Consider the following 20,136-nt stretch of genomic DNA (forward strand, 5'->3'; position numbering starts at 1 on the left):
GCCGTTGACGTAGTCGTTGCCTTCGCCGCCGCTTAGGCCATCATTACCGTCATTACCGTACACACGGTCATGACCCGTGCCGCCGTCAATGCCGTCGTCGCCAGTCCCGCCGGAGAGGGTGTCATTGCCGTCTTGACCATAGATAACGTCATTGCCAGCACCGCCGTAGAGTTTGTCGTCGCCCTTACCACCTTCTTGGTGATCATCACCGAGCCCGCCGATGAGGATGTCATTGCCATCGCCGCCATAAAGACGGTCGTTGCCTTCGCCACCATCGAGTTCATCATTACCTGAGCCGCCAACGATAACGTCATTCCCATCATTGCCGAATAGGCGGTCGTTGTGGTTACCACCATCTAAATGGTCATTGCCGACACCACCGGAGAGTGTGTCATTTCCGTCCTGACCATAAAGGGTATCGTTGCCCGTACCGCCGTCTACAGTGTCATCACCGGTTCCTGCATAGACCTTGTCGTGGCCGTCTTCACCATAGATGGTGTCGTTACCCGCATCGCCATGCAGTTCATCGTTACCAATACCACCTTTTAACAGGTCATTCCCATCACCACCGCGCAGGCGGTCATCACCGTCTTGACCATAAAGTTCATCATTGCCTTCACCGCCGTCTAAGCGGTCGTTGCCTAATTCGCCGTAGAGCTTGTCATTACCCTCACCCGCTTGAAGCAGGTCATTACCCTTGCCACCGACAAGCAAATCATCGCCGAGCTCACCCACAAGGTGGTCATCGCCGTCGTTACCATAGAGGCGGTCGTTGCCTGTGCCGCCGTTAACGTAGTCGTTGCCATCGCCGCCGGAGAGGCCATCGTTACCGTCATTGCCGTATACACGGTCATTGCCTGTGCCGCCGTCAATACCGTCGTCGCCAGTCCCGCCGGAGAGGGTGTCATTGCCGTCTTGACCATAGATAACGTCATTGCCTGCGCCACCATCTACGGTATCGTCGCCCGTACCAGCTTCGACATAATCGTTTCCGTTTCCGCCGCTAATCTGGTCGTTACCGTCTTGTCCAAAGAGCCTGTCGTTATCATCACCGCCATCAAGCTCATCGTCACCTGAACCGCCAACGAGAACGTCGTTCCCATCACCGCCGAACAAGCGGTCATTGTGGTTACCACCATCTAAGTGGTCATTGCCAGTTCCACCTACAAGCGTGTCATTTTCATCTTGACCATAAAGCACATCATTTTCGGAGCCGCCGTCAAGAAAGTCATTACCGGTCCCACCTACTAATCGATCTGCGCCACTTTCGCCGTAAAGGGAGTCATTGTCTGCACCGCCATCAAGGTTGTCGTTATCCTCACCACCATGCAGAAGGTCATCGCCAAGACCACCAGAAAGGGTATCGATCCCTTTACCGCCGTGTAACTTGTCGTCACCTGTTTCGCCGTAGAGTTTATCGTCACCACCTTCACCGTAAACAGTGTCATTACCGTCGCCCGCATGGATAGTGTCATTGCCAGCAGCAGCAGCAACAGCAGCCGTTGTTGACAGGTTTCTTGCCGAATTGAGTTCATCGAGAGGTGGGTGAGGGTCGGTTGAGCCGTCTAGGCCCGTATCACCGAATAAAACATCGTCACCTTTACCACCACTAATGGTGTCGTCTCCGCTTCCGCCATAGACGGTATCGTTACCATCATCGCCAGCAAGGTTATCGTTTCCGTTGCCTCCAGAGAGGGTATCGTTACCTATGCCGCCTTTGAGGTTATCTGAGCCATCTCCGCCAAACAGTGAATCATCACCGGATCCGCCATCGAGAGTATCGTTGCCAGCGTCGCCATAGAGACTATCATTGCCTTCACCACCGTTTAGGGTGTCATCACCATCTTGGCCATGAAGGTTGTCATCGCCAGCATCACCATTTAACTTGTCATTGCCGTCTCCGCCCCAGAGTCCATCGTTGTCATTACCTCCGTTGAGCGTATCTTCTCCTTCATTACCCCAGAGAATATCATTGCCATTGTCACCATTGATTGTGTCGTTACCGTCGTCACCAAACATGACGTCGTTTCCATCGCCGCCATGTGCAATGTCGTCGCCTTCCCCACTGCGAACTTTGTCGTCACCTTCACCGCCATAAAGATTGTCATGACCTTCACCGCCATAAAGCCTATCGTTACCTGTGCCGCCATAAAGGTTATCGTCACCGTGGAAGCCTTCTATTCGGTCATCGCCCGAGTCGCCATATAGATTGTCATTCAGCAGTCCACCGCGAACCCAGTCGTTTCCTGCATCACCATGCACCTCATCTGTACCATCACCGCCAATAACAGTGTCATCACCATCGCCACCATAGATATAGTCAGTGCCGTCCCAGCCTTCGATGTAATCATCGCCACCATATCCATAGATAATATCTACGCCGTCTGTTCCTTTTATCTTGTCGTTTCCTTCAGTTCCTTTGATGATGTTGGCCATTTTGCTCTCCAGAAATGATGCACTTGTTTTAATATGAGTGATTGTTTGTTAATGCAATCGATTGATGCGTTAACATATACTCAACATGAGTGGTTTTTTACAGAGCCGGATGGCTCACATGCGAGACTATTAATGTGAGCTTATGAATTGGATCTAAGCTAAGTATGAAGAAAGACTTAATTATATATAATCGAAAGAACCACACCTGGAGGGTGTGAATGTAGAGAGCTGTCCTCTCAATATAAATGTTTCATATGTAGAGCTTTGTAATTTAATGATTAAATTACATGTGAGAGGGTGTGGAAATGTGAAGAGTATTTTTGCATTCGTTTATTCAGTGTTTTCTAATGTTTATATAATTTTATTAGGTATTAAATAAGCATGAAAAAAGTAGGGCTTTGCATTGAGTAAATGCATTTATCATTGAAACTGAGGCGCATGACTTTCAATCAGTCAATGCTTTAGCATTGTATGGTCATGGAGGTGTTTATATTTCAATGAGTTATATTTACTTGGTGTGGTAGTGTGGATTGGTTAAAAAATACTGAACTTTTCTGGCTAGGCGGCCTTTAGTCTGCATTGGGTGATATGTTACTAAATGTGAATACTTATACAAATATGATGTTTTAGTATTAATGATTTCTCTTGGTCGATAATTTGGCTCATAGATAAGTGATTTATCTTACTCTTTCTCTGAGTGCGTAATTGATTACTAAACTAGATGAGTATCATGTTCGAGTAATTAGAATATTGTAATGTTTGTATTTTTTAAGTGTATGCGAGAGATAAGTTTGGTTTTTTAGTTTGGATGAATGGGGTGTCGTAGCATTAATTAAGGCTATGGGCGTGGGGTTTTAGGCAAGAAATAACCCGCTTTATATCGAAATTTGGGAATCAACAACGTCTCCGAATTATTAGTACGGGCTTCGGGTTCGTGGGAGCTTCGGTTAAGCGAAACCAAGGTGAAGGGGGAGTCAGTGAGAAAGGGATGTGATGGCATTCACCGCCAGGCTTGCAGCATCTAGAGCCCCTTCTAAATAACCGCCAAAGCTATGAGAGGCTTCCGTTCCTGCAAAGAAAATATGTGGGTGTTCGATGTCTTCTATGTCAATGCCATAGATGCCATGTGAGGCTGACAGGTCATTGGTTGTGGATGTAAAAGTTTCTTGGTACCAATCAACATATTCGATGCTCAGAGGGTGTTGCGCTTCTGGTCCAAATAACTTCGCCGCCTGTTGAAGGATGAGACGTTTCAACGTGCCATCACCAGCTGTTTTTCTTGCCGCACCATTGATGCCAATAAAACCCATCAAGGCGCCATATTCCGGCTCTGCTTGATCATTCTCTGGAGAAGCGTCATGTATTTCTACCATTGGCCCCACGCGGCTAGATGCAGAGCCAGAAAACCCTTTGTCGCGCCAAAAAGGTGTGGCATATGTTAATACGACTTTGGCGTGGGCGGCCATCCATGTTTCAGTGCCATCAAAGGATCTTTTCAGCGCTGGAGAGAGAGCTGGGTGGAAGGATATCGTGTTAGAGATGAGTCTCAGGGGCATGGCAAACACAACATGTTTTGCGACCAATGCGCCTTTGCCACCACGATGCTCATACTCTAATAGATAAGTATTATCGCTTTGTTTGCTGACTGTTTTCACTGGTGTACCGAGGAAGCATTGTTCAGAACGTATCTTCTTCAACAAGCCATTGATCAGTGCCTGCATTCCTCCTCGAAGACGGTAAGTGTCTGGCATGATGTCCTGACCGATATCGATGGCTTGAGCAGGTGCACCACGCGTTTCTTCGATGAGATAACGACCTGATGAAAATTGCTTGTAGCTCATGATTTCAAGTGAGGTGACGAGTGCAGATAGTCGTGGATTAATGTTAGGCCAATACCAAGATGGACCTAAATCGACGTTCGCTTGGTTGGCATCATTTGAGGGGAGTGAGATAATTCGACCACCGAAACGCTCTCGAGCTTCAAACAGCACATAGTCTCGCCCTTGTCGTTCTAACAGGTGTGCGGCGAACAAACCGCTTAACCCGCCACCGATAATTGCTGTTTCAACTACTGTGCTCATTCCAAACTCCATAGCCATTTATCCTTGTGGATTTTATCGAACAAACAATCGGTGACGAGGCATGATTTGTTCAGCGGAGAGATAGTTTTTCTTTCCCAGTAAAACGTAGCGTTACCGCTGGGTATTGGTATGCTTTCAGCATATTCACTGCCATGATTTATGACGCGCTGTAATACAGTCAGGACATATAAATAGGCCAAACGTGATGTTTTGCATGCTAAATTGATATAACTAATCAACCTGAATTCCGCATCTTCAGGTTGATTGGGTATACAAATGAATGAGTTCGACGACATGACGCGCTTTTATGCACTCAGGCCATGTTAGCAATGAGGTAGATGATGGACGCATCTAATAAACGGCTAAAAAAATTTAGAATGAATAAAATTACCCATCTAAACGGTATACGGGCATTTGAAGCGACCGCGAGGCACCATAGCTTTGCTGGCGCAGCGCAGGAACTTAATGTCACGCCTGCTGCAGTGGGTCAACAAGTCAGACAATTGGAAGACTGGCTCAATGTTCGACTATTTAATCGTGCGACGTCGGGATCATCCCGCTTAACATTGACGGCCGAGGGAGTGAATGCATTCCCTGATATCCATAGAGGGTTTGAACTGATCCTGCGGGGGTTAAATCACCTTATTGATGAACCCGCAGAGGACATTATCACCGTATCTGCTAGCCCTTCGATTGCATCTAAATGGCTGCTAACGCGGGTAAATCAGTATCAAATGCAGCATGATGATATTGATATTCAGGTGGAAACAAGTATCTCCATTGTTGATTACGCCGAGCAAGGAATTGATGTTGGCATCCGTTATGGGCTTGGGCAGTGGGAAGATCTGTGTGCTCAGCATTTAATGTTTGAAGATGTTTTTCCAGTGTGTAGCCCTGAGTTTGCGAAGCAGCATGGCCTGAATGAAACTCCGCCTCATTTGCTGAAAGGTATTCCTCTACTTCATGATCACTCCGTAGCTTCCAGCAGTGGATACCCTTCCTGGCAAGAATGGTCAGATCGCGTGGATGTCGCCGTTCCGAATAAATTGCATGGATTAAAGATTAATGACTTCGCAAGCGTGATTGAACTCGCGCGTAGAGGGAATGGACTTGCCTTGGGTAGAAGTCGATTGATTGAAGATGAACTCAAGTCGGGGGAGTTAGTGTGCCCGTTTGACGTGAGTAAATATCAATTTCGGTCTAGATTTTGTTATTTTCTCGTTTGGAAACAAGATGAAGTGCAGAGTGATATGAGCGAACACATTGATGCTTTTAGGAGTTGGTTGCTTTCTACAGCGTGAATGCGTTGCTTATTACGTACTTTGAGGCAAGGGACTCACACATTGTGAGTCCCTTTTTATTACGTTAGCTATTGGCCGGTAAGCGGAAAGTGAGATTGAATGGAATCGCGACGTTCAACAGTTTTGGCTCCAAGAGTGAACGATCTCTTCTATCTCGCGAAAAGACATATTCATTCAGTGAGGTCTGTTGATTTAGCATGACGTTCCGTCTTTTTTGCCAGTCCAACTTTACATGCGTTGTTGGTGAAGCTCCCAACGGAGGGTAGTCGTGGCAGAGATAAACGGTTGTGTCATTCGGTAACTGATAGAGCTTTTGTATCGAATGAAACAACGTGGTTGAACTACCGCCTGGAAAATCAGCCCTCGATGTGCCCTTGTCAGGGGCAAAAAGTGTGTCCCCAACAAAAATATGATCATCAATTTTATATGTAATGCAAGCAGGGGTATGCCCAGGAGTTTCGATGACTTCGATGACTTTTGAACCAAACGGAACCCTAGAGTCACTATCGACAAAGTAATCGAAATTCGCGACATTTTTCAGGTTTAGCTTTGCTTTCCATTGACTAAATACTTCTTTTATCTTTGCGCTTATCATTGATTTAGCACCTGTGATGTCTTTCACATATTGAGATGCAGAGAGATGGTCAGCGTGAATATGTGTCTCTAGCACAAAGCGTAAATCCAGTCCTTTCCGTTTGATATAGTCCAACACAGAATCAACATGTGTGTACGTAATATTGCCATCTTTATAGTCGAGAACAGGGTCTACAATGAGTGCGAACCCACTGTCTGAAACAACATAGGTGAGTGAGCCCGTTTCCACATGAAAAAAAGGTTGTACTTTCATGTTCTCACTCCTTAGTTAGTTTGCCGAGAAACAGTCTCTTTGAGACATGGTTTCGCGCCATGCAATGAGATTTGTCAATTCGCTAGGAATCTGAAGACCTGCAAATTCGGCAAACGCCAGCCCGTAAAACAAGGTGATATCAGCCATAGAAAACGTATTAACAGCGACGTATAAGTTGTTTTCTAATAGCTTGTTAAAATAGGCAAACCCGGCGAGAGCACGCTGCTTCTGGTTGTTGCCCCATTCCGAACATTGGTAGGTTTCTAGCGCTGGGCCTAAGCCGTCGGTGGCGTGGTGAAAATAGGTTGCTACCGCATCCATAACCATCGACTCGGCTCTGCGTTGCATCATGTGGATCACCCCACGCTCTAACGGTGTTGTACCTGTGAGCGACGGTCCATCAAAAAGTGCATCAATATATTCAGTAATGGCTGTAGATTCGGAGAGGTATTCCCCCTCTAACGTACGAAGCACGGGCACAGTACCTGTGGGGTTCTTGGCATAGAATTCCTCTGAACGATGCTCAAGATTCATCACATCAACTTCTATAAATGCCACCTGATTAAGCGCATTTTTCTCTGCCAGTGCAGCGCGAATACGTGCAGGGTTAGGGAAGCCTGTGGTTTCATAAAGGGTAATTGTATTTTCTGAGGACATGACTTTTCCTTATCCGAGTCTTCTCGGTCGTTATGTTGTTAATCCAATATGATTTTTTGGGAGACTAGACGCGTACTTCGCCTGACCCTATTTTTTGATAAACCACAGCGCCCAATGTCGTGGAGACGGTTATTGTGGTACCTGCTGGAAAACGAATCCAAGAGTGGTGTTCGTAACTAACGTCGTTAATGATTGCTGTGCCTGACAACACGAAGAATTCCGTTACTTCGTCATGTTTGATGACGGTCGAGGTATAGCCAGCTTTAAACTGATTTAACGTCGTGTTCTCGATTTCTGATTGCCACAGTTGAAGTTGAAAATGCTTATCTTCAACGGCTTTCCAGTCTGCTTCATGAGTATTGAGGTAGAAGTAATCAGGCTCGTTAGATGGCACTTGGGAAAGCTTCACGAAAATTTCGCAGCCTTCTTTGGTGAAGGGGGCATGGGTTGAACCAACAGGGTTACGCACATACCAGCCTTTGGTGAAATCACCATTGTGGTCAGAAAAGGTGCCATCAAGAACGATGTACTCTTCTCCCCCTGGGTGGCTGTGAGGTTTAAATGAACTGCCTTCGGCATAGCGAACACAGGACGTTGCTCGTCTTGCGATTTCATCACCACGGCGTTCAAACATCATGCGCTTCACGCCTACCATCGGGGTATCAGAGAAAGGCAATGAACCGCCAGATATGGTAATCGGAACAGACAGATCCACATTCCATTCGATGTATTCTTGGCTCGCAGTTTTTGTATCTGTGGTTGTCATTTCGCAACTCCTTAGCGTTGATTTGTAGCCAGTTTAAGGAGAGTGAATTCTGCGCACGAGGCATAAAATTTATGAGGGTGAGATAGTTTTGGTATGTCGGTGGGGAGGGTTTGGTCTAATTACTTATATCTAAAGGGAAATGGTTTCCATATTACGATCGAGGAGTGACGTTAAGGCAATAAAAAAACCCGCTTTTCAGCGGGTTTTTGGAATCAAAAACGTCTAGTGACTGATGGTAAAGACGGCTTATTCAACCAACTCTTTTGCCGTTTCAACCACGTTTTCAACAGTGAAACCGAACATCTTGAACAGCTCACCCGCTGGTGCAGATTCGCCGAAGGTGTGCATACCGATGATACGGCCGTCGAAACCGACGTACTTGTACCAGAAGTCAGCAATACCTGCTTCAATCGCAACACGCGCTGTCACGTCTGAAGGCAATACCGATTCACGGTATGCCGCATCTTGCTTATCGAACACGTCAGTTGCAGGCATAGAAACAACGCGTACTTGTATGCCATCAGCAGTTAGCTTAGTTGCCGCGTCCACTGCCAGTTCAACTTCAGAACCCGTCGCGATAAGGATCAGCTCAGGTTGGCCAATGCTGTCTTTCAGGATGTAACCACCCTTAGCAATGTTCGCCACTTGTTCTGCATCACGCGCTTGTTGTGCCAAGTTCTGACGCGAGAAGATCAGTGACGTCGGACCGTCTTTGCGTTCAATCGCCAGTTTCCACGCAACTGCAGATTCCACTTGGTCACACGGACGCCATGTGCTCATGTTTGGCGTTAGGCGCAGTGAAGAAATTTGTTCAACAGGCTGGTGAGTTGGACCATCTTCACCCAGACCGATTGAATCGTGGGTGTAAACTTGGATGTTTTGAACCTTCATCAATGCAGCCATGCGCATTGCATTACGTGCGTATTCCATAAACATCAGGAAGGTAGCGCCGTAAGGAACAAAACCGCCATGCAGTGCGATACCGTTGATGATCGCGGTCATTGCGAACTCACGCACACCGTAGTGGATGTAGTTGCCTGATGCGTCGTCAGCTGTCACGGCTTTCGAACCAGACCACATGGTCAGGTTTGAAGGTGCAAGGTCAGCAGAGCCGCCCATGAACTCAGGTAGCATCGCACCGAACGCTTCTAGCGCGTTTTGAGACGCTTTACGTGAAGCAATGTTTGCAGGGTTCGCTTGCAGGTCAGCAATGATTGCGTTTGCTTTTGCATCCCATTCTGCTGGCAAGTCACCGTTTACGCGGCGCTTGAATTCAGCAGCCAGTTCAGGATAAGCCGCTTCATACGCAGCAAACTTTTCATTCCAAGACGATTCTTTTGCCGCACCCGCTTCTTTAGCATCCCATGCGCCATAAACGTCAGCAGGGATGTCAAACGGGCCGTGTTCCCAACCAAGCTGTTTGCGGGTTGCTGCGATTTCATCTGCGCCTAGTGGTGCGCCGTGACAATCGTGGGTGCCTGCTTTGTTAGGTGAACCGAAACCAATCACAGTTTTGGTACAGATAAGGGTAGGGCGGCCTGTTTCTGCTTTAGCTGCTTCAATAGCGGCATTGATTGCGTCAGCGTCATGACCATCAACAGCAGGAATAACATGCCAGCCGTACGCTTCAAAACGCTTAGGCGTGTCGTCAGTGAACCAGCCTTCAACATGACCATCGATAGAAATACCGTTGTCATCCCAGAATGCAACCAGCTTGCCCAAGCCTAATGTACCCGCCAGTGAACAGGCTTCGTGAGAGATGCCTTCCATCAAACAGCCGTCGCCCAAGAACACGTAAGTGTTGTGGTCAACGATGTCGTGACCGTCACGGTTGAATTGTGCTGCCAACGATTTCTCTGCCATTGCCATGCCCACCGCATTGGTGATGCCTTGGCCTAGCGGACCGGTTGTGGTTTCAACGCCTGGTGCATAACCGTATTCAGGGTGACCTGGAGTTTTTGAATGCAGTTGGCGGAAGTTTTTCAGATCGTCAATCGACAGATCGTAACCAGTGAGGTGAAGCAGAGAGTAAATCAGCATTGAACCGTGACCGTTCGACAGGACGAAACGGTCGCGGTCAGCCCACTCAGGGTTTTGTGGGTTGTGGTTCATGTGGTCACGCCACAGGACTTCTGCAATGTCAGCCATGCCCATTGGGGCTCCAGGGTGACCAGAGTTGGCTTGTTGTACACCGTCCATGCTTAGCGCACGGATCGCATTGGCAAGGGTTTTACGTTCCATCTTGGGCTTACCTTAACTATGAATTTCAGACCTGATATCAATCAACAGAATGATATAAGAAATAAGAGAGCGGCAATAGCCGCTCTTGAAAATGTGTTTTGCGAGTTTACAGCTTTTCGCGAATCATGACTTCTAGTTTGCCTTGGTCAATCGCGAAATTGCGAATGCCTTCGGCAAGTTTTTCTACTGCCATCGCATCCATATTATGCTCCCAAAGGAACTCAGCGTGTGTCATTGGCGATGGACGTTGTTGAACTTCTACGTCATCAGACAGTTTTTGTACCACTTCACCTTGTTCTTCAGACAGGACTTGCAGCAAGTCAGGGCTGATAGTCAGGCGGTCACAGCCAGCCAATTCCAAGATTTCGCCAATGTTACGGAAGCTTGCGCCCATCACGACAGTGTTGTAGCCATGAGATTTGTAGTAATCGTAAATGGCAGACACAGATTGTACACCTGGATCTTCTGACGCTTCGAAATCGCGGCCTTCTTTCGCTTTATACCAGTCCATGATGCGACCAACGAAAGGAGAGATAAGGTAAACACCGGCTTCTGCACATGCGCGTGCTTGCGCGAATGAGAACAACAGTGTCAGGTTACAGTTGATGCCTTCTTTCTCTAGCACTTCTGCTGCACGGATACCTTCCCACGTTGACGCCAGCTTGATCAGGATGCGATCGTTACTGATACCCGCTTCGTTATACATGCTGATCAGTTTGCGAGCTTTTGCCACGCTGCCTTCGAAATCATAAGAAAGGCGTGCGTCAACTTCGGTTGAGATACGGCCAGGAACGACGTTCAGGATTTCTTTACCGATATTAACAGCAAGGCGGTCACTCGCGTCAGCAAGTTGCTGGTCGGCGTCTTGGCTTTTTGATTTTGCGTAAGTAATCGCTTCTTCAATAAGAGGCGCATACTCAGGAATTTGGGCGGCTTTAAGAATCAATGAAGGGTTAGTGGTGGCATCTTGTGGTTGGTATTTCGCAATCGCATCAATATCACCAGTGTCCGCAACCACGGTTGTGAGCTTGCGTAATTGTTCGAGTTTCGTGCTCATCTTTTAAACCTTTAATGTAGAGTTTCACAATGACTGCTTTGGCAGCCTGCAAGCGCCCAGTGGCATTTTTAGCAACCTGTTTGAATAGCGATCTTCGAGAGAGTCAGTAACAGGTTGAACAAATGCAACACACCTGAGCAAATGATAGGGTTATGTTTGTGTTTTTGTGCGACAAAGTCAACGCTATCATTGGATAAATATCACGACGATCTCACTCATTTTACCCTTAATCACTAAATGTGTTGAAAGGGGGCTGGAAATCTAGCCAATTGAGTGTGATCGCCACGCCAATCATTAACCATTGTCGACCATGTTCAGTAGCGCCATGGCACAACTTGCACTGGTTGCTAACACATCAATGGTTTCGGTTTTTAATGCGCCTAGAATTGACAGTGCCTTTCGGCTTTCACTTGCCATGGCAATAACATTGGGAATGTTGGTGAGATCTTGCATTTCCAAGCCGACAACACGATCTCGCATCAGGGTGTTGGCGCGACTTCCATCAAGTTTAAAGAAGTCGAATCCGCCTATATCCCCAACGATGCCATCGTTGACTCTCGCCTCGACAAATTCACGGGCAGAAAAGCACCCTAGCTTAACCATGTGACTGTTTTCGTCCATGTCACCGATGCCCACAAGCGCAAACTCCGCTTTGCGTGCTTGGTTCAATGTTTCATTGATGTTTGGATGATTGAGAAAAACATCGCGGATCTCAGGCGTATCAACGTATGCAGGGGCATATAAGGTTTCACTGCTGCCCCCGAACTTCTTGGCAAGGCGGCGACAGATGTGGTCTGCATTGATGATGTCACCACTGCGGTGTGTACCACCAATTGCGCAAACAAATCGGGCGTTACGGTGTGAAACAATACCGGGTTGGTCCGCGACAGCAGCCACGTTTTGACCTTGTCCCACCGCGACGACCATACCATCTTGTAAATTTCCATCGAGAAATGAAGACACCAGGGTGGCCACTTGCGTTCGTTGCTCTTGTACGCTGGGCTGGTCAAGGGCGATTAAAGCGCGCTTGAGGTTAAACTTTTCCATTAAACGTTGTTCGAGTTGCGCACTATGTACCGGGTGGAATTTCACCGTTATTTCCACAATGCCTTCTTCGCGAGCACGTCTAAGCAGCCTACTTACTTTGGCGCGGCTAATACCAAATTTCTTTGATATCTCTTCCTGCGTTGTATTTTGTTGGTAGTAAAGAATCGCGATTTCAGTGAGAAGGTTGGTGTCGTCGAGCAGACTTTCAAAGTTGCTACTCAATGTTCGCGTGGTGCTCATTGTAACGTCCTACTCAGATTGGAGTTGGCTTAGTCTACTGACTTTTTTGAGCGTGAACAAATGTTTGATGTTCGGACATCTGTTCACTTGGAGGGGGTGGTCATAAATTGTCGATAATTTGTGCTTAGACCAGCTTTCTTGTTTGAAAAAGTGGTCATCCGTATCTAAATTGAGAGTATATGATTCAAATATTTCTGGCACATAACACATCACTCTTTTGCCAGTGAAGAAAATTAATTTGAACGCATCACATTACTTTTTGATTTCGTCGCTTGTTAGTTGGGTTGTCTATGAAGGTTACACCGAAACCATATATTCCTATATGGGTTGGCATTCTTATTGTTGTTAGATTCATCCCTTTGCAACGTCACTTCTACAGGAGGGTGATTGCATGAGGTACCAGTCTCTCATACCGAATCGCTCTCTTTGGGTTTCAGTCACGTTACTGATTGTTGTTACCTTCATCATTGCAGGCATCCGCTTTGGTGGGTTGTTTCCTTCGTTGTCATCTTTTTCTCCCAACATCAGTGTGAACTATGGGTATTTTGTTGATAGCACCAACAGTCATATTCTTGGCTATGTTAAAGAGTCCGCCATTTTTAGGAGAATTGATGACCCTAAGAATATTCCTTGGAAATTAGGGAACAAGTCGTATTGGGTAAAAATGGATCTAGAGAATTTGGCTATAGACCATCGCCATATGTCTCTGTATTTCGACACACCAATGATAGACAGACTCAATATCTATCAATACACCCCAGACGGAGAAGAGATCAATCAATGGAACTTGGGTGACAGCATTGATAGAGGCTATAGCCAAGGGAACATGCCGCCTTCTGTCCGTTTTACACTTGATGCTTTTGAGCAGTCGACAATCTATTTACACATTTATTCGACGGGCATTCCTGTTATGCCCATTTGGTTGATGGATGCAGAAGAATTCAATTTACTTGCTCAGTTGATTCATACGTTATGGGGAGGCTTTATCGCGATTATGATTTTAGTCGCGGTGTATAACCTTGCTGTTTACGTTTCATTGAAAGAACGCGTCTATCTCGTTTATGCCGGTTATGTATTAACAGCCATGGTTCAATTGGGCGCTATTCACGGCTTTGGTATCTATTTGTTCCCACCAGCCCTTCAAATCTTTTTTAGTAACAACGTTGTTGCTCTGACCTTTGGGTTGTTTTTGTTGTCCCTGCTATTCGCACATTTGTATTTAAGAGTGCACAAAGTGCAATCCTTGCTGAAACAAATCGTTCACTACGGGATCATGGTGCTTCTCGGGCTAATGTTGATGTCCTTTGTACTGCCTGAACACATATCTGGAACGTTTTTGATCGCTGTTCAACCTGTGTTTTATTGTCTTATTGGCGTGTTGATTTGGCGACGTTGGAATGTGGGTGGTCGTTGGAGCGGCATGTTCATGTTTTCGTGGTTGCCTTTGGTAGTGGCTGGCATATTCCCTCCGTTGTTGGTGACGGGGGTCATTGAGTACACCTTGCTATCTCGCTATGCGTTTATGCTGGGTACTGTACTTGCCGTGTTGTGTATGGCGCTAGCACTTGCTGAACGCTTTCGCCATCAGCGTGAAGAGTCTGTCTATCAACTTACGCACGATGCGATTTCAGATCTGCCTAATGCGAACGTGCTGCGTTTAGAAATTGAAAACTTGATTGGCAAGAACGTGAGTTTCAGTTTGTGTTGTTTTCAGATTGCGCGATTCTCAAGCCTTGCGCCATATATGTCAGACAAAGAAAAGCGGCATCTTGTTGGTAAGGTCTGTTCGAGGTTGGATACGGCGCTGGACAGTGATGAAGTGCATGTGCTCGAAGTTGGCTATCGACAGTCATATCGCATCGCCAGCATTAAGGAAGGGCAGTTTGGCTTCATTGTACTGTCAGCGGATGAGGAAAAAGTTCAGCTTCTATTGGCCAGTGTTCTTGACGAGCTAGACAGCTATGTTGAATTGAACAATTTTGCGATTCGGATACAAGGGTCCATTGGAACCAGCGTGCATCCCAAAGATGGTAACCGCACGGACGTGCTGTTCAACAAGGCACTGCAAGCATTAACGGAGACCTCGTCGTCAAATAATAAAGTCAACGCCTACGACTCACTCAACAACTTCAATCGAACTTTGAATATGTCTCTGGTGGCTGACCTAAGAAAAGCCATCGACAACGATGAGTTGCAGCTTTATCACCAACCTCAGATTGATTTACGTACGGGCTCAATTCACGGCTCAGAAGTATTGCTTCGTTGGGAACACCCTAAATTTGGACAAGTTTCACCGGAAGTGTTCGTTAAGCTCGCGGAAGAAGTTGGGATGATTAACGATCTGACCATCTGGGTGATTAAGCGCGCTTTCTATCAACAAAGTAAATTGGTTGAGCTTGGTTTTGGCCGTCGTTTGTCTATTAATGTCAGTGCCTCAGATATCGCGATACCGAATTTAGTCGATAAAGTGGCCGACATTGCCCATCACTACAATGTACCCACTGGAACACTGTCACTTGAACTCACTGAATCGACCATGGTGTCAGATTATGATCGATTGAATGATGTGATTGAAAAACTGTCACAGCACGACATTGAAGTCTCCATCGATGACTATGGGACTGGATATTCTTCGTTGACGTATCTCTCCCAGTTACCGTTTACTGAGCTGAAAATTGATCGCAGTTTCATCCAAACCTTAACGAACAGCCCACGTCAGCAAAACATCGTTCGAGCAACGACAGAAATGGCCAAATCATTGGGGTTAATGGTTGTTGCGGAAGGCGTGGAAGACTTAGAAACCGCTGTAGTACTTAAGCGATATGGTGTTGATATCGCACAAGGCTATCATTACTCACGCCCGCTGAGTTTCAGCCAATACTTGCTGTACCTTAAACGGACGTGTGATAAAACGCCAATGCCGACCAAACGTTCACGTCGAATGGGTTCTCAGTCGGGGTAATGCATCTGTCGAAAAATCCTTAGTCCGGATGATAGATTGCGCCGAGACGGCATGCTCGGCTTGCGCCTGTGACTTCTGGAAGGTTGCCAGGTTCGCCGTTGAGCGCTTGTCGTGCGAGCCATGCAAACGCAAGTGCCTCCAATGAATCTCCCTCTACGCCTTTGGCATCGGTTGGCATAACGTGCCAGCGAGGAAGGGCGGTTTGCAATGCCTTCATCAGTGCGGTGTTTCTTGCGCCGCCACCACACACTAACAACTCTCCCGCATCGTCGTTGCTCAACTCATTGGCAATAGATTGCGCAGTTAGTACCAGCAACGTTGCTTGTACATCTTCTGGTGATATTGCCTGACTGAACTGCGCAAGTTGCGCTGTTAACCATCCGTGATGGAAACGCTCTCGCCCAGTACTTTTCGGTGCAGACAGTGCGAAGTAGTCGTCATTCAGCATTTGGGTTAGAAGGGCTATGTTGACCGTCCCAGATGCCGCCCAAGCACCATCTTTGTCGTAGGGTTGCTGAAGATGTTGATCGATCCAGCTGTCCATCAGCATGTTGCCAGGGCCCGTGTCATAACCGATCACAGGTGTATTTGGGGCAAGTACTGAAATGTTGGCGATACCGCCAATGTTAAGCACCACGCGAATTTGATCTGATTTACCGAATAGATAGCGATGGAACGCTGGAACCAGCGGCGCTCCTTGGCCTCCTAACGCCATGTCTTTTCGGCGAAAATCAGCCACTGTCGTGATCCCCGTTAGTGCCGCGATGAGATTGGCATCGCCAAGTTGCATGGTAAAGGGCATAGGCCCATCGGGTTGATGAAAAACCGTTTGCCCGTGGCAGCCAATGGCAGTGATGTCTTTAGCGTTCAGTCCGGCTTCGCGTAAGAACTGATTGACCACTCTGGCGTAAGTTTTGCCGAGAAAATGGTCTATGGTGCCAATTTCTTGCAAGGTCACAGGCACACCTTGGCTTAGGGCAATGAGTTTGGATTTGAGTTCTTCCGGAAAGGGATACATGGCTTGGTGATGGAGTTGGGCGGAATGGTTTTCGAAATCCGCAACGACCAGATCGATACCATCCAAACTTGTGCCGGACATAATGCCAATATACATGCTCACGGATAAGCCTCTTTTTGATTTGGTTTGATAACTTAAGTCTCTCACAGACCAAAGAAATTGGTGATCGAAATTGTGTTGAAGATGTGACTCATCGTAGTATTAACCCAAGAGATATTTATCTAATAGGAGAGCACCATGGGCCCATTGTGGCTTGATGTGGAAGGATGTGAGCTAGACGCAGAAGAGCGTGAGTTATTGGCACATCCGACTGTTGGCGGCGTGATTATTTTTTCGCGTAATTTTCATGATAGCCAGCAACTTGCTGCGCTGAACCAATCGATCCGCAAAGCAGCGAAACGCCCAATTTTAATTGGCGTTGACCAAGAAGGCGGACGTGTTCAGCGATTCAGAGAGCAATTTACAATTATTCCTCCCGCGCAGTCTTATGCACTTATGCCACAAGGTGACGTGCTGGCTCGTGAATCAGGCTGGTTAATGGCAGCAGAACTGATGGCGCATGACTTTGATTTGAGTTTTGCGCCTGTGCTAGATCGTGGATTTGATTGCAAAGCGATTGGTAGCCGTGCATTTGGTGACGACAACGAGACGGTTATTCGCTTCTCTACGGCGTTTATGGCGGGAATGAAAGACGCAGGTATGGCAACAACAGGTAAGCACTTTCCTGGTCATGGTGCGGTTTTGGCTGATTCTCACGTAGAGAGCCCTGTCGATGACCGAGACAATCTGTTTGAGCAAGACATGGCGATATTTAAAGCCCAAGTAGATGCAGGCCTATTGGATGCCATGATGCCAGCACATGTCATTTACCCCCACTATGACGTATTGCCCGCCAGTGGCTCACCGTATTGGTTGAAGAAAATACTTCGAGAACAGCTGGCGTTTAAAGGCATCGTTTTCTCCGATGACCTAAATATGGAAGGTGCTACTGTGATGGGTAGCCCTGCCGAGCGTAGCCAACAAGCGTTGGATGCGGGCTGCGACATGTTGCTGCTTTGCAACAATCGTCAATCCTCGATAGAGGTGCTCGATAACATAGCCATTAGTGATGTAACACAAGCATCAACGTTGCTGAAGAAAACGCAGTTCTCTGTCAAAGAGCTACAAAGCTCAACAAAATGGCGTGAAGTGCAACAACGTGTGATGACCTTCAATACGCAGTGGCAAGAGAAAAACAGCTAGGCATTAGAGCGAGAGCGGAAGAAAAAGCAAAAAGCGGCAGAGAAGGTCCTAGGTCCTAGTGGCTAGGAAGAGCGTAGCTAAAGAGCGAAGATAAAATGCTGATAGCTTACTTTCTTTTTCGCTTTTGTCTTTTTGTCCGCTCTTAGCTTTTCCTAGGACCTAGGTCCTGGCTTTTCCTTCTCTTTCTGGCTCTTGTCCTTCATCCACACAGCATTCATCCTGCAAAAACGCCAATACCGCCTCCAATTGTTCAAACTGAGCGACGCAGTAAAGAACGCGTCCTTCTCGACGTTGTGCAATCAGGCCTGCTGACATCAAACTGGAAAGGTGGTGGGAGAGCGTAGAGCCGGGAATCCCTAGATCCTCTTGAACTTCACCCACGGCGATGCCGTTATAGCCTGAGCGTACCAAGCGCCTAAAAATGGTTAAACGGGTAGGATGTCCCAGTTCTTTCAATGCTTTTGCTACTGCGTCGAGTTCCATAAAACCAGCCTTCGAAAAAAATTATATTTCGATAATACCAGAAATATCTTGATCTCGTCTCTATAGATAACTATATTTCGATCATTCTAGAAATATAGTCCAAGAGAGTAACTATGAATACTGACGTTATAACCGCCACGCTCGGCATGTTTGCCTTTCTCGCAGTGGAAATTACCATTTTGTTTTTGGCAATTAGCTATTTTGTGGGTGTATTGCAGATGTACATTCCGCCAGAACGGATCCGCAACATCCTTAGCAGTAAGAACGGCAAGGGCTACTTTATGGCAGCGTTCTTAGGGGCAATTACGCCGTTCTGTTCGTGCTCAACCATTCCCTTCCTAAAGGGATTGATTCGTGCACAAGCGGGTTTTGGCACCATGATGGTATTCCTGCTAGCAAGCCCACTGCTAAACCCAATGATCATTGGGCTATTTGCGGTCACGTTTGGCATGGAAGTCACGGTTTACTATTTCTCGTCAGCGTTACTGGTATCGGTTATAGGCGGATACCTATTGGAGAAGCTTGGGTTCGAAAAGTACGTGAAAGAAGAAGCGTATGTTGAACCTGAAGCGAAAACGTCAGGATGTGGCGCGTCATGTGGTGGCAAGGCAAAACCCGTAAACAAATGGCTGAAAGTGTGGCAAGGCGTTTGGAAAGATTTCAAAAAGGCGATGCCATATATCTTGGTCGGTGTCGGTATTGGTTCGCTGATCTATGGGGCGATGCCAACTGAATGGATCGCATCTTATGCGGGTAATGACAACCCGTTCGCGATTCCATTTGCGGCGATTGTAGGTATTCCACTCTACATTCGAGCGGAAGCGGTGATTTTGCTGAGTGCGCCATTGGCAGCAAAAGGCATGAGCATGGGAGCAATCATGGCGCTGGTGATCGGCAGTGCAGGCGCGAGCTTAACGGAAGTGATTTTGCTCAAGTCACTGTTTCGTAATCAGATGATAATTGCTTTTCTCGCAGTGGTACTGGGAATGGCAGTTTTTACTGGCTATAGCTACGGGATCTTTTTCTAACCAGCCTGTAGGCAGGGAGCTCATAAGCCGAGGGTAAACAATAAAAGCCAGTGATGCGTTGCATCGCTGGCTTTTTGTCATCAATCGAACGGGTAATCCTCGTGGGATGGTCGACTTGGGCGCGGTTTACGGCGCTTCTTGTCGCGTTGAGGAGCGTCTCCGAATTCGTCGTTGAACTTAGAATGTACTTTCTCTTTTCGATTAGTGTCGTTTTTCAGCCACTGTTCCCACTTGGCCATCTTATTTTACCCTGTTCTTTCTCGTTACTTTGGTTGGGACTTAGAATTCAATGGAAATATAGCTTCCCGTCGATAAGTCCATGTTTGTTAAATATAGCCAAAGTAACATGACATATTGATGAAGTTTCTTTGGCGTTTGCGTTACGCCAATTCAAAGCAAGCATAGTTCTAGTGTGTTAGTTAAATACAGCAAAAAAATTCATCGTGATTGATTAAAAAAATTGATTGTATCAATGTATAACGTCTCTTTTTTTTAACACTTCTTTTTACGTTCTTGTCTACCTTTGTAGTAGGCACAGAATGTTGGCTGTATCCCTGTAAAAACAGGGCATGTAGAGTAGTGGCTTCTCAGTTTTAATGTGTGATGGCGGGCGTAAATTTGAAGAAAAGTGGCATAATTTTTGTTATATGATGATGTTTTTCACATTGTTACAATAACTTACTTCATTGAGGCTCGACCAAGCAAAAGTTATTGGCTACCTTACGTTTAA

The 20,136-nt window shown here is 46.7% G+C and carries 15 protein-coding genes; 4 read left to right on the top strand and 11 right to left on the bottom strand.

The annotated features are described in order from the left end of the window. Both L4D06_RS12765 and L4D06_RS12770 read right to left on the bottom strand, forming a co-directional pair. Positions 1-2,436, bottom strand: a 2,436-nt coding sequence (locus L4D06_RS12765) for a calcium-binding protein (RefSeq protein WP_429739768.1), incomplete at its 3' end; no start/stop codon positions are given. A 974-nt stretch (positions 2,437-3,410) separates the two neighbouring features. Next, positions 3,411-4,517, bottom strand: coding sequence for a flavin monoamine oxidase family protein (locus L4D06_RS12770; protein ID WP_429739770.1), 1,107 nt, complete (start codon positions 4,515-4,517; stop codon positions 3,411-3,413). Positions 4,518-4,855: 338 nt separating this feature from the next. On the opposite strand from L4D06_RS12770, the gene L4D06_RS12775 reads away from it, so the two are divergent. After that, positions 4,856-5,818, top strand: coding sequence for a LysR substrate-binding domain-containing protein (locus L4D06_RS12775; protein WP_420791222.1), 963 nt, complete (start codon positions 4,856-4,858; stop codon positions 5,816-5,818). 64 nt (positions 5,819-5,882) lie between these two features. Here the strand turns inward: L4D06_RS12775 and L4D06_RS12780 are convergent, their stop codons facing one another. The 6 genes from L4D06_RS12780 to L4D06_RS12805 all read right to left on the bottom strand — a co-directional run bounded on the left by L4D06_RS12780 (position 5,883) and on the right by L4D06_RS12805 (position 12,673). Then, positions 5,883-6,665 (bottom strand): MBL fold metallo-hydrolase, encoded by a 783-nt coding sequence (locus L4D06_RS12780; RefSeq protein ID WP_429739772.1) that lies wholly within the window; start codon positions 6,663-6,665, stop codon positions 5,883-5,885. Between the two features lie 15 nt (positions 6,666-6,680). Then, on the bottom strand, positions 6,681-7,322 hold the full coding sequence (locus L4D06_RS12785) for a glutathione S-transferase (RefSeq protein ID WP_429739773.1): 642 nt from the start codon (positions 7,320-7,322) through the stop codon (positions 6,681-6,683). Positions 7,323-7,386: 64 nt separating this feature from the next. Continuing rightward, positions 7,387-8,088: a cupin domain-containing protein gene (locus L4D06_RS12790; protein ID WP_429739774.1), complete on the bottom strand. Its 702-nt coding sequence runs from the start codon at positions 8,086-8,088 to the stop codon at positions 7,387-7,389. A 246-nt stretch (positions 8,089-8,334) separates the two neighbouring features. Continuing rightward, on the bottom strand, positions 8,335-10,329 hold the full coding sequence (tkt, locus tag L4D06_RS12795) for a transketolase (protein ID WP_429739775.1): 1,995 nt from the start codon (positions 10,327-10,329) through the stop codon (positions 8,335-8,337). Between the two features lie 106 nt (positions 10,330-10,435). Further along, complete coding sequence (gene tal / locus L4D06_RS12800; RefSeq protein WP_429739777.1) at positions 10,436-11,386, bottom strand: transaldolase; 951 nt, start codon at positions 11,384-11,386, stop codon at positions 10,436-10,438. A 294-nt stretch (positions 11,387-11,680) separates the two neighbouring features. Beyond that, entirely contained in the window at positions 11,681-12,673 is a 993-nt protein-coding gene (locus tag L4D06_RS12805; RefSeq protein WP_274164917.1) for a sugar-binding transcriptional regulator, read from the bottom strand. A 391-nt stretch (positions 12,674-13,064) separates the two neighbouring features. Between L4D06_RS12805 and L4D06_RS12810 the strand changes: the two genes are divergently transcribed. After that, entirely contained in the window at positions 13,065-15,635 is a 2,571-nt protein-coding gene (locus L4D06_RS12810) for an EAL domain-containing protein (RefSeq protein ID WP_274164916.1), read from the top strand. Between the two features lie 19 nt (positions 15,636-15,654). Here L4D06_RS12810 and L4D06_RS12815 read toward each other — a convergent pair whose 3' ends face one another. Then, positions 15,655-16,749 (bottom strand): anhydro-N-acetylmuramic acid kinase, encoded by a 1,095-nt coding sequence (locus tag L4D06_RS12815; RefSeq protein ID WP_429739929.1) that lies wholly within the window; start codon positions 16,747-16,749, stop codon positions 15,655-15,657. A gap of 141 nt (positions 16,750-16,890) precedes the next feature. On the opposite strand from L4D06_RS12815, the gene nagZ reads away from it, so the two are divergent. Next, positions 16,891-17,895, top strand: a complete 1,005-nt coding sequence (gene nagZ, locus L4D06_RS12820; RefSeq protein ID WP_429739779.1) for a beta-N-acetylhexosaminidase — start codon at positions 16,891-16,893, stop codon at positions 17,893-17,895. Between the two features lie 159 nt (positions 17,896-18,054). Here the strand turns inward: nagZ and L4D06_RS12825 are convergent, their stop codons facing one another. After that, on the bottom strand, positions 18,055-18,378 hold the full coding sequence (locus L4D06_RS12825; RefSeq protein WP_429739780.1) for an ArsR/SmtB family transcription factor: 324 nt from the start codon (positions 18,376-18,378) through the stop codon (positions 18,055-18,057). Between the two features lie 113 nt (positions 18,379-18,491). Between L4D06_RS12825 and L4D06_RS12830 the strand changes: the two genes are divergently transcribed. Further along, positions 18,492-19,406 (top strand): permease, encoded by a 915-nt coding sequence (locus L4D06_RS12830; protein WP_274164913.1) that lies wholly within the window; start codon positions 18,492-18,494, stop codon positions 19,404-19,406. Positions 19,407-19,486: 80 nt separating this feature from the next. Here L4D06_RS12830 and L4D06_RS12835 read toward each other — a convergent pair whose 3' ends face one another. Beyond that, on the bottom strand, positions 19,487-19,645 hold the full coding sequence (locus tag L4D06_RS12835; RefSeq protein ID WP_274164912.1) for a hypothetical protein: 159 nt from the start codon (positions 19,643-19,645) through the stop codon (positions 19,487-19,489). Between the last annotated feature and the right edge of the window lie 491 nt (positions 19,646-20,136).

This window comes from Enterovibrio makurazakiensis (assembly GCF_050336585.1).
Taxonomy (GTDB): domain Bacteria; phylum Pseudomonadota; class Gammaproteobacteria; order Enterobacterales; family Vibrionaceae; genus Enterovibrio; species Enterovibrio gelatinilyticus.

Coding starts and splice junctions, on each gene's coding strand:
- L4D06_RS12805 (WP_274164917.1), bottom strand. CDS start 12,673: ATGAGCACCACGCGAACATTGAGTAGCAACTTTGAAAGTCTGCTCGAC.
- L4D06_RS12770 (WP_429739770.1), bottom strand. CDS start 4,517: ATGAGCACAGTAGTTGAAACAGCAATTATCGGTGGCGGGTTAAGCGGT.
- L4D06_RS12825 (WP_429739780.1), bottom strand. CDS start 18,378: ATGGAACTCGACGCAGTAGCAAAAGCATTGAAAGAACTGGGACATCCT.
- L4D06_RS12780 (WP_429739772.1), bottom strand. CDS start 6,665: ATGAAAGTACAACCTTTTTTTCATGTGGAAACGGGCTCACTCACCTAT.
- L4D06_RS12790 (WP_429739774.1), bottom strand. CDS start 8,088: ATGACAACCACAGATACAAAAACTGCGAGCCAAGAATACATCGAATGG.
- tkt (WP_429739775.1), bottom strand. CDS start 10,329: ATGGAACGTAAAACCCTTGCCAATGCGATCCGTGCGCTAAGCATGGAC.
- L4D06_RS12830 (WP_274164913.1), top strand. CDS start 18,492: ATGAATACTGACGTTATAACCGCCACGCTCGGCATGTTTGCCTTTCTC.
- L4D06_RS12815 (WP_429739929.1), bottom strand. CDS start 16,749: ATGTATATTGGCATTATGTCCGGCACAAGTTTGGATGGTATCGATCTG.
- L4D06_RS12835 (WP_274164912.1), bottom strand. CDS start 19,645: ATGGCCAAGTGGGAACAGTGGCTGAAAAACGACACTAATCGAAAAGAG.
- nagZ (WP_429739779.1), top strand. CDS start 16,891: ATGGGCCCATTGTGGCTTGATGTGGAAGGATGTGAGCTAGACGCAGAA.
- L4D06_RS12810 (WP_274164916.1), top strand. CDS start 13,065: ATGAGGTACCAGTCTCTCATACCGAATCGCTCTCTTTGGGTTTCAGTC.
- L4D06_RS12785 (WP_429739773.1), bottom strand. CDS start 7,322: ATGTCCTCAGAAAATACAATTACCCTTTATGAAACCACAGGCTTCCCT.
- L4D06_RS12775 (WP_420791222.1), top strand. CDS start 4,856: ATGATGGACGCATCTAATAAACGGCTAAAAAAATTTAGAATGAATAAA.
- tal (WP_429739777.1), bottom strand. CDS start 11,386: ATGAGCACGAAACTCGAACAATTACGCAAGCTCACAACCGTGGTTGCG.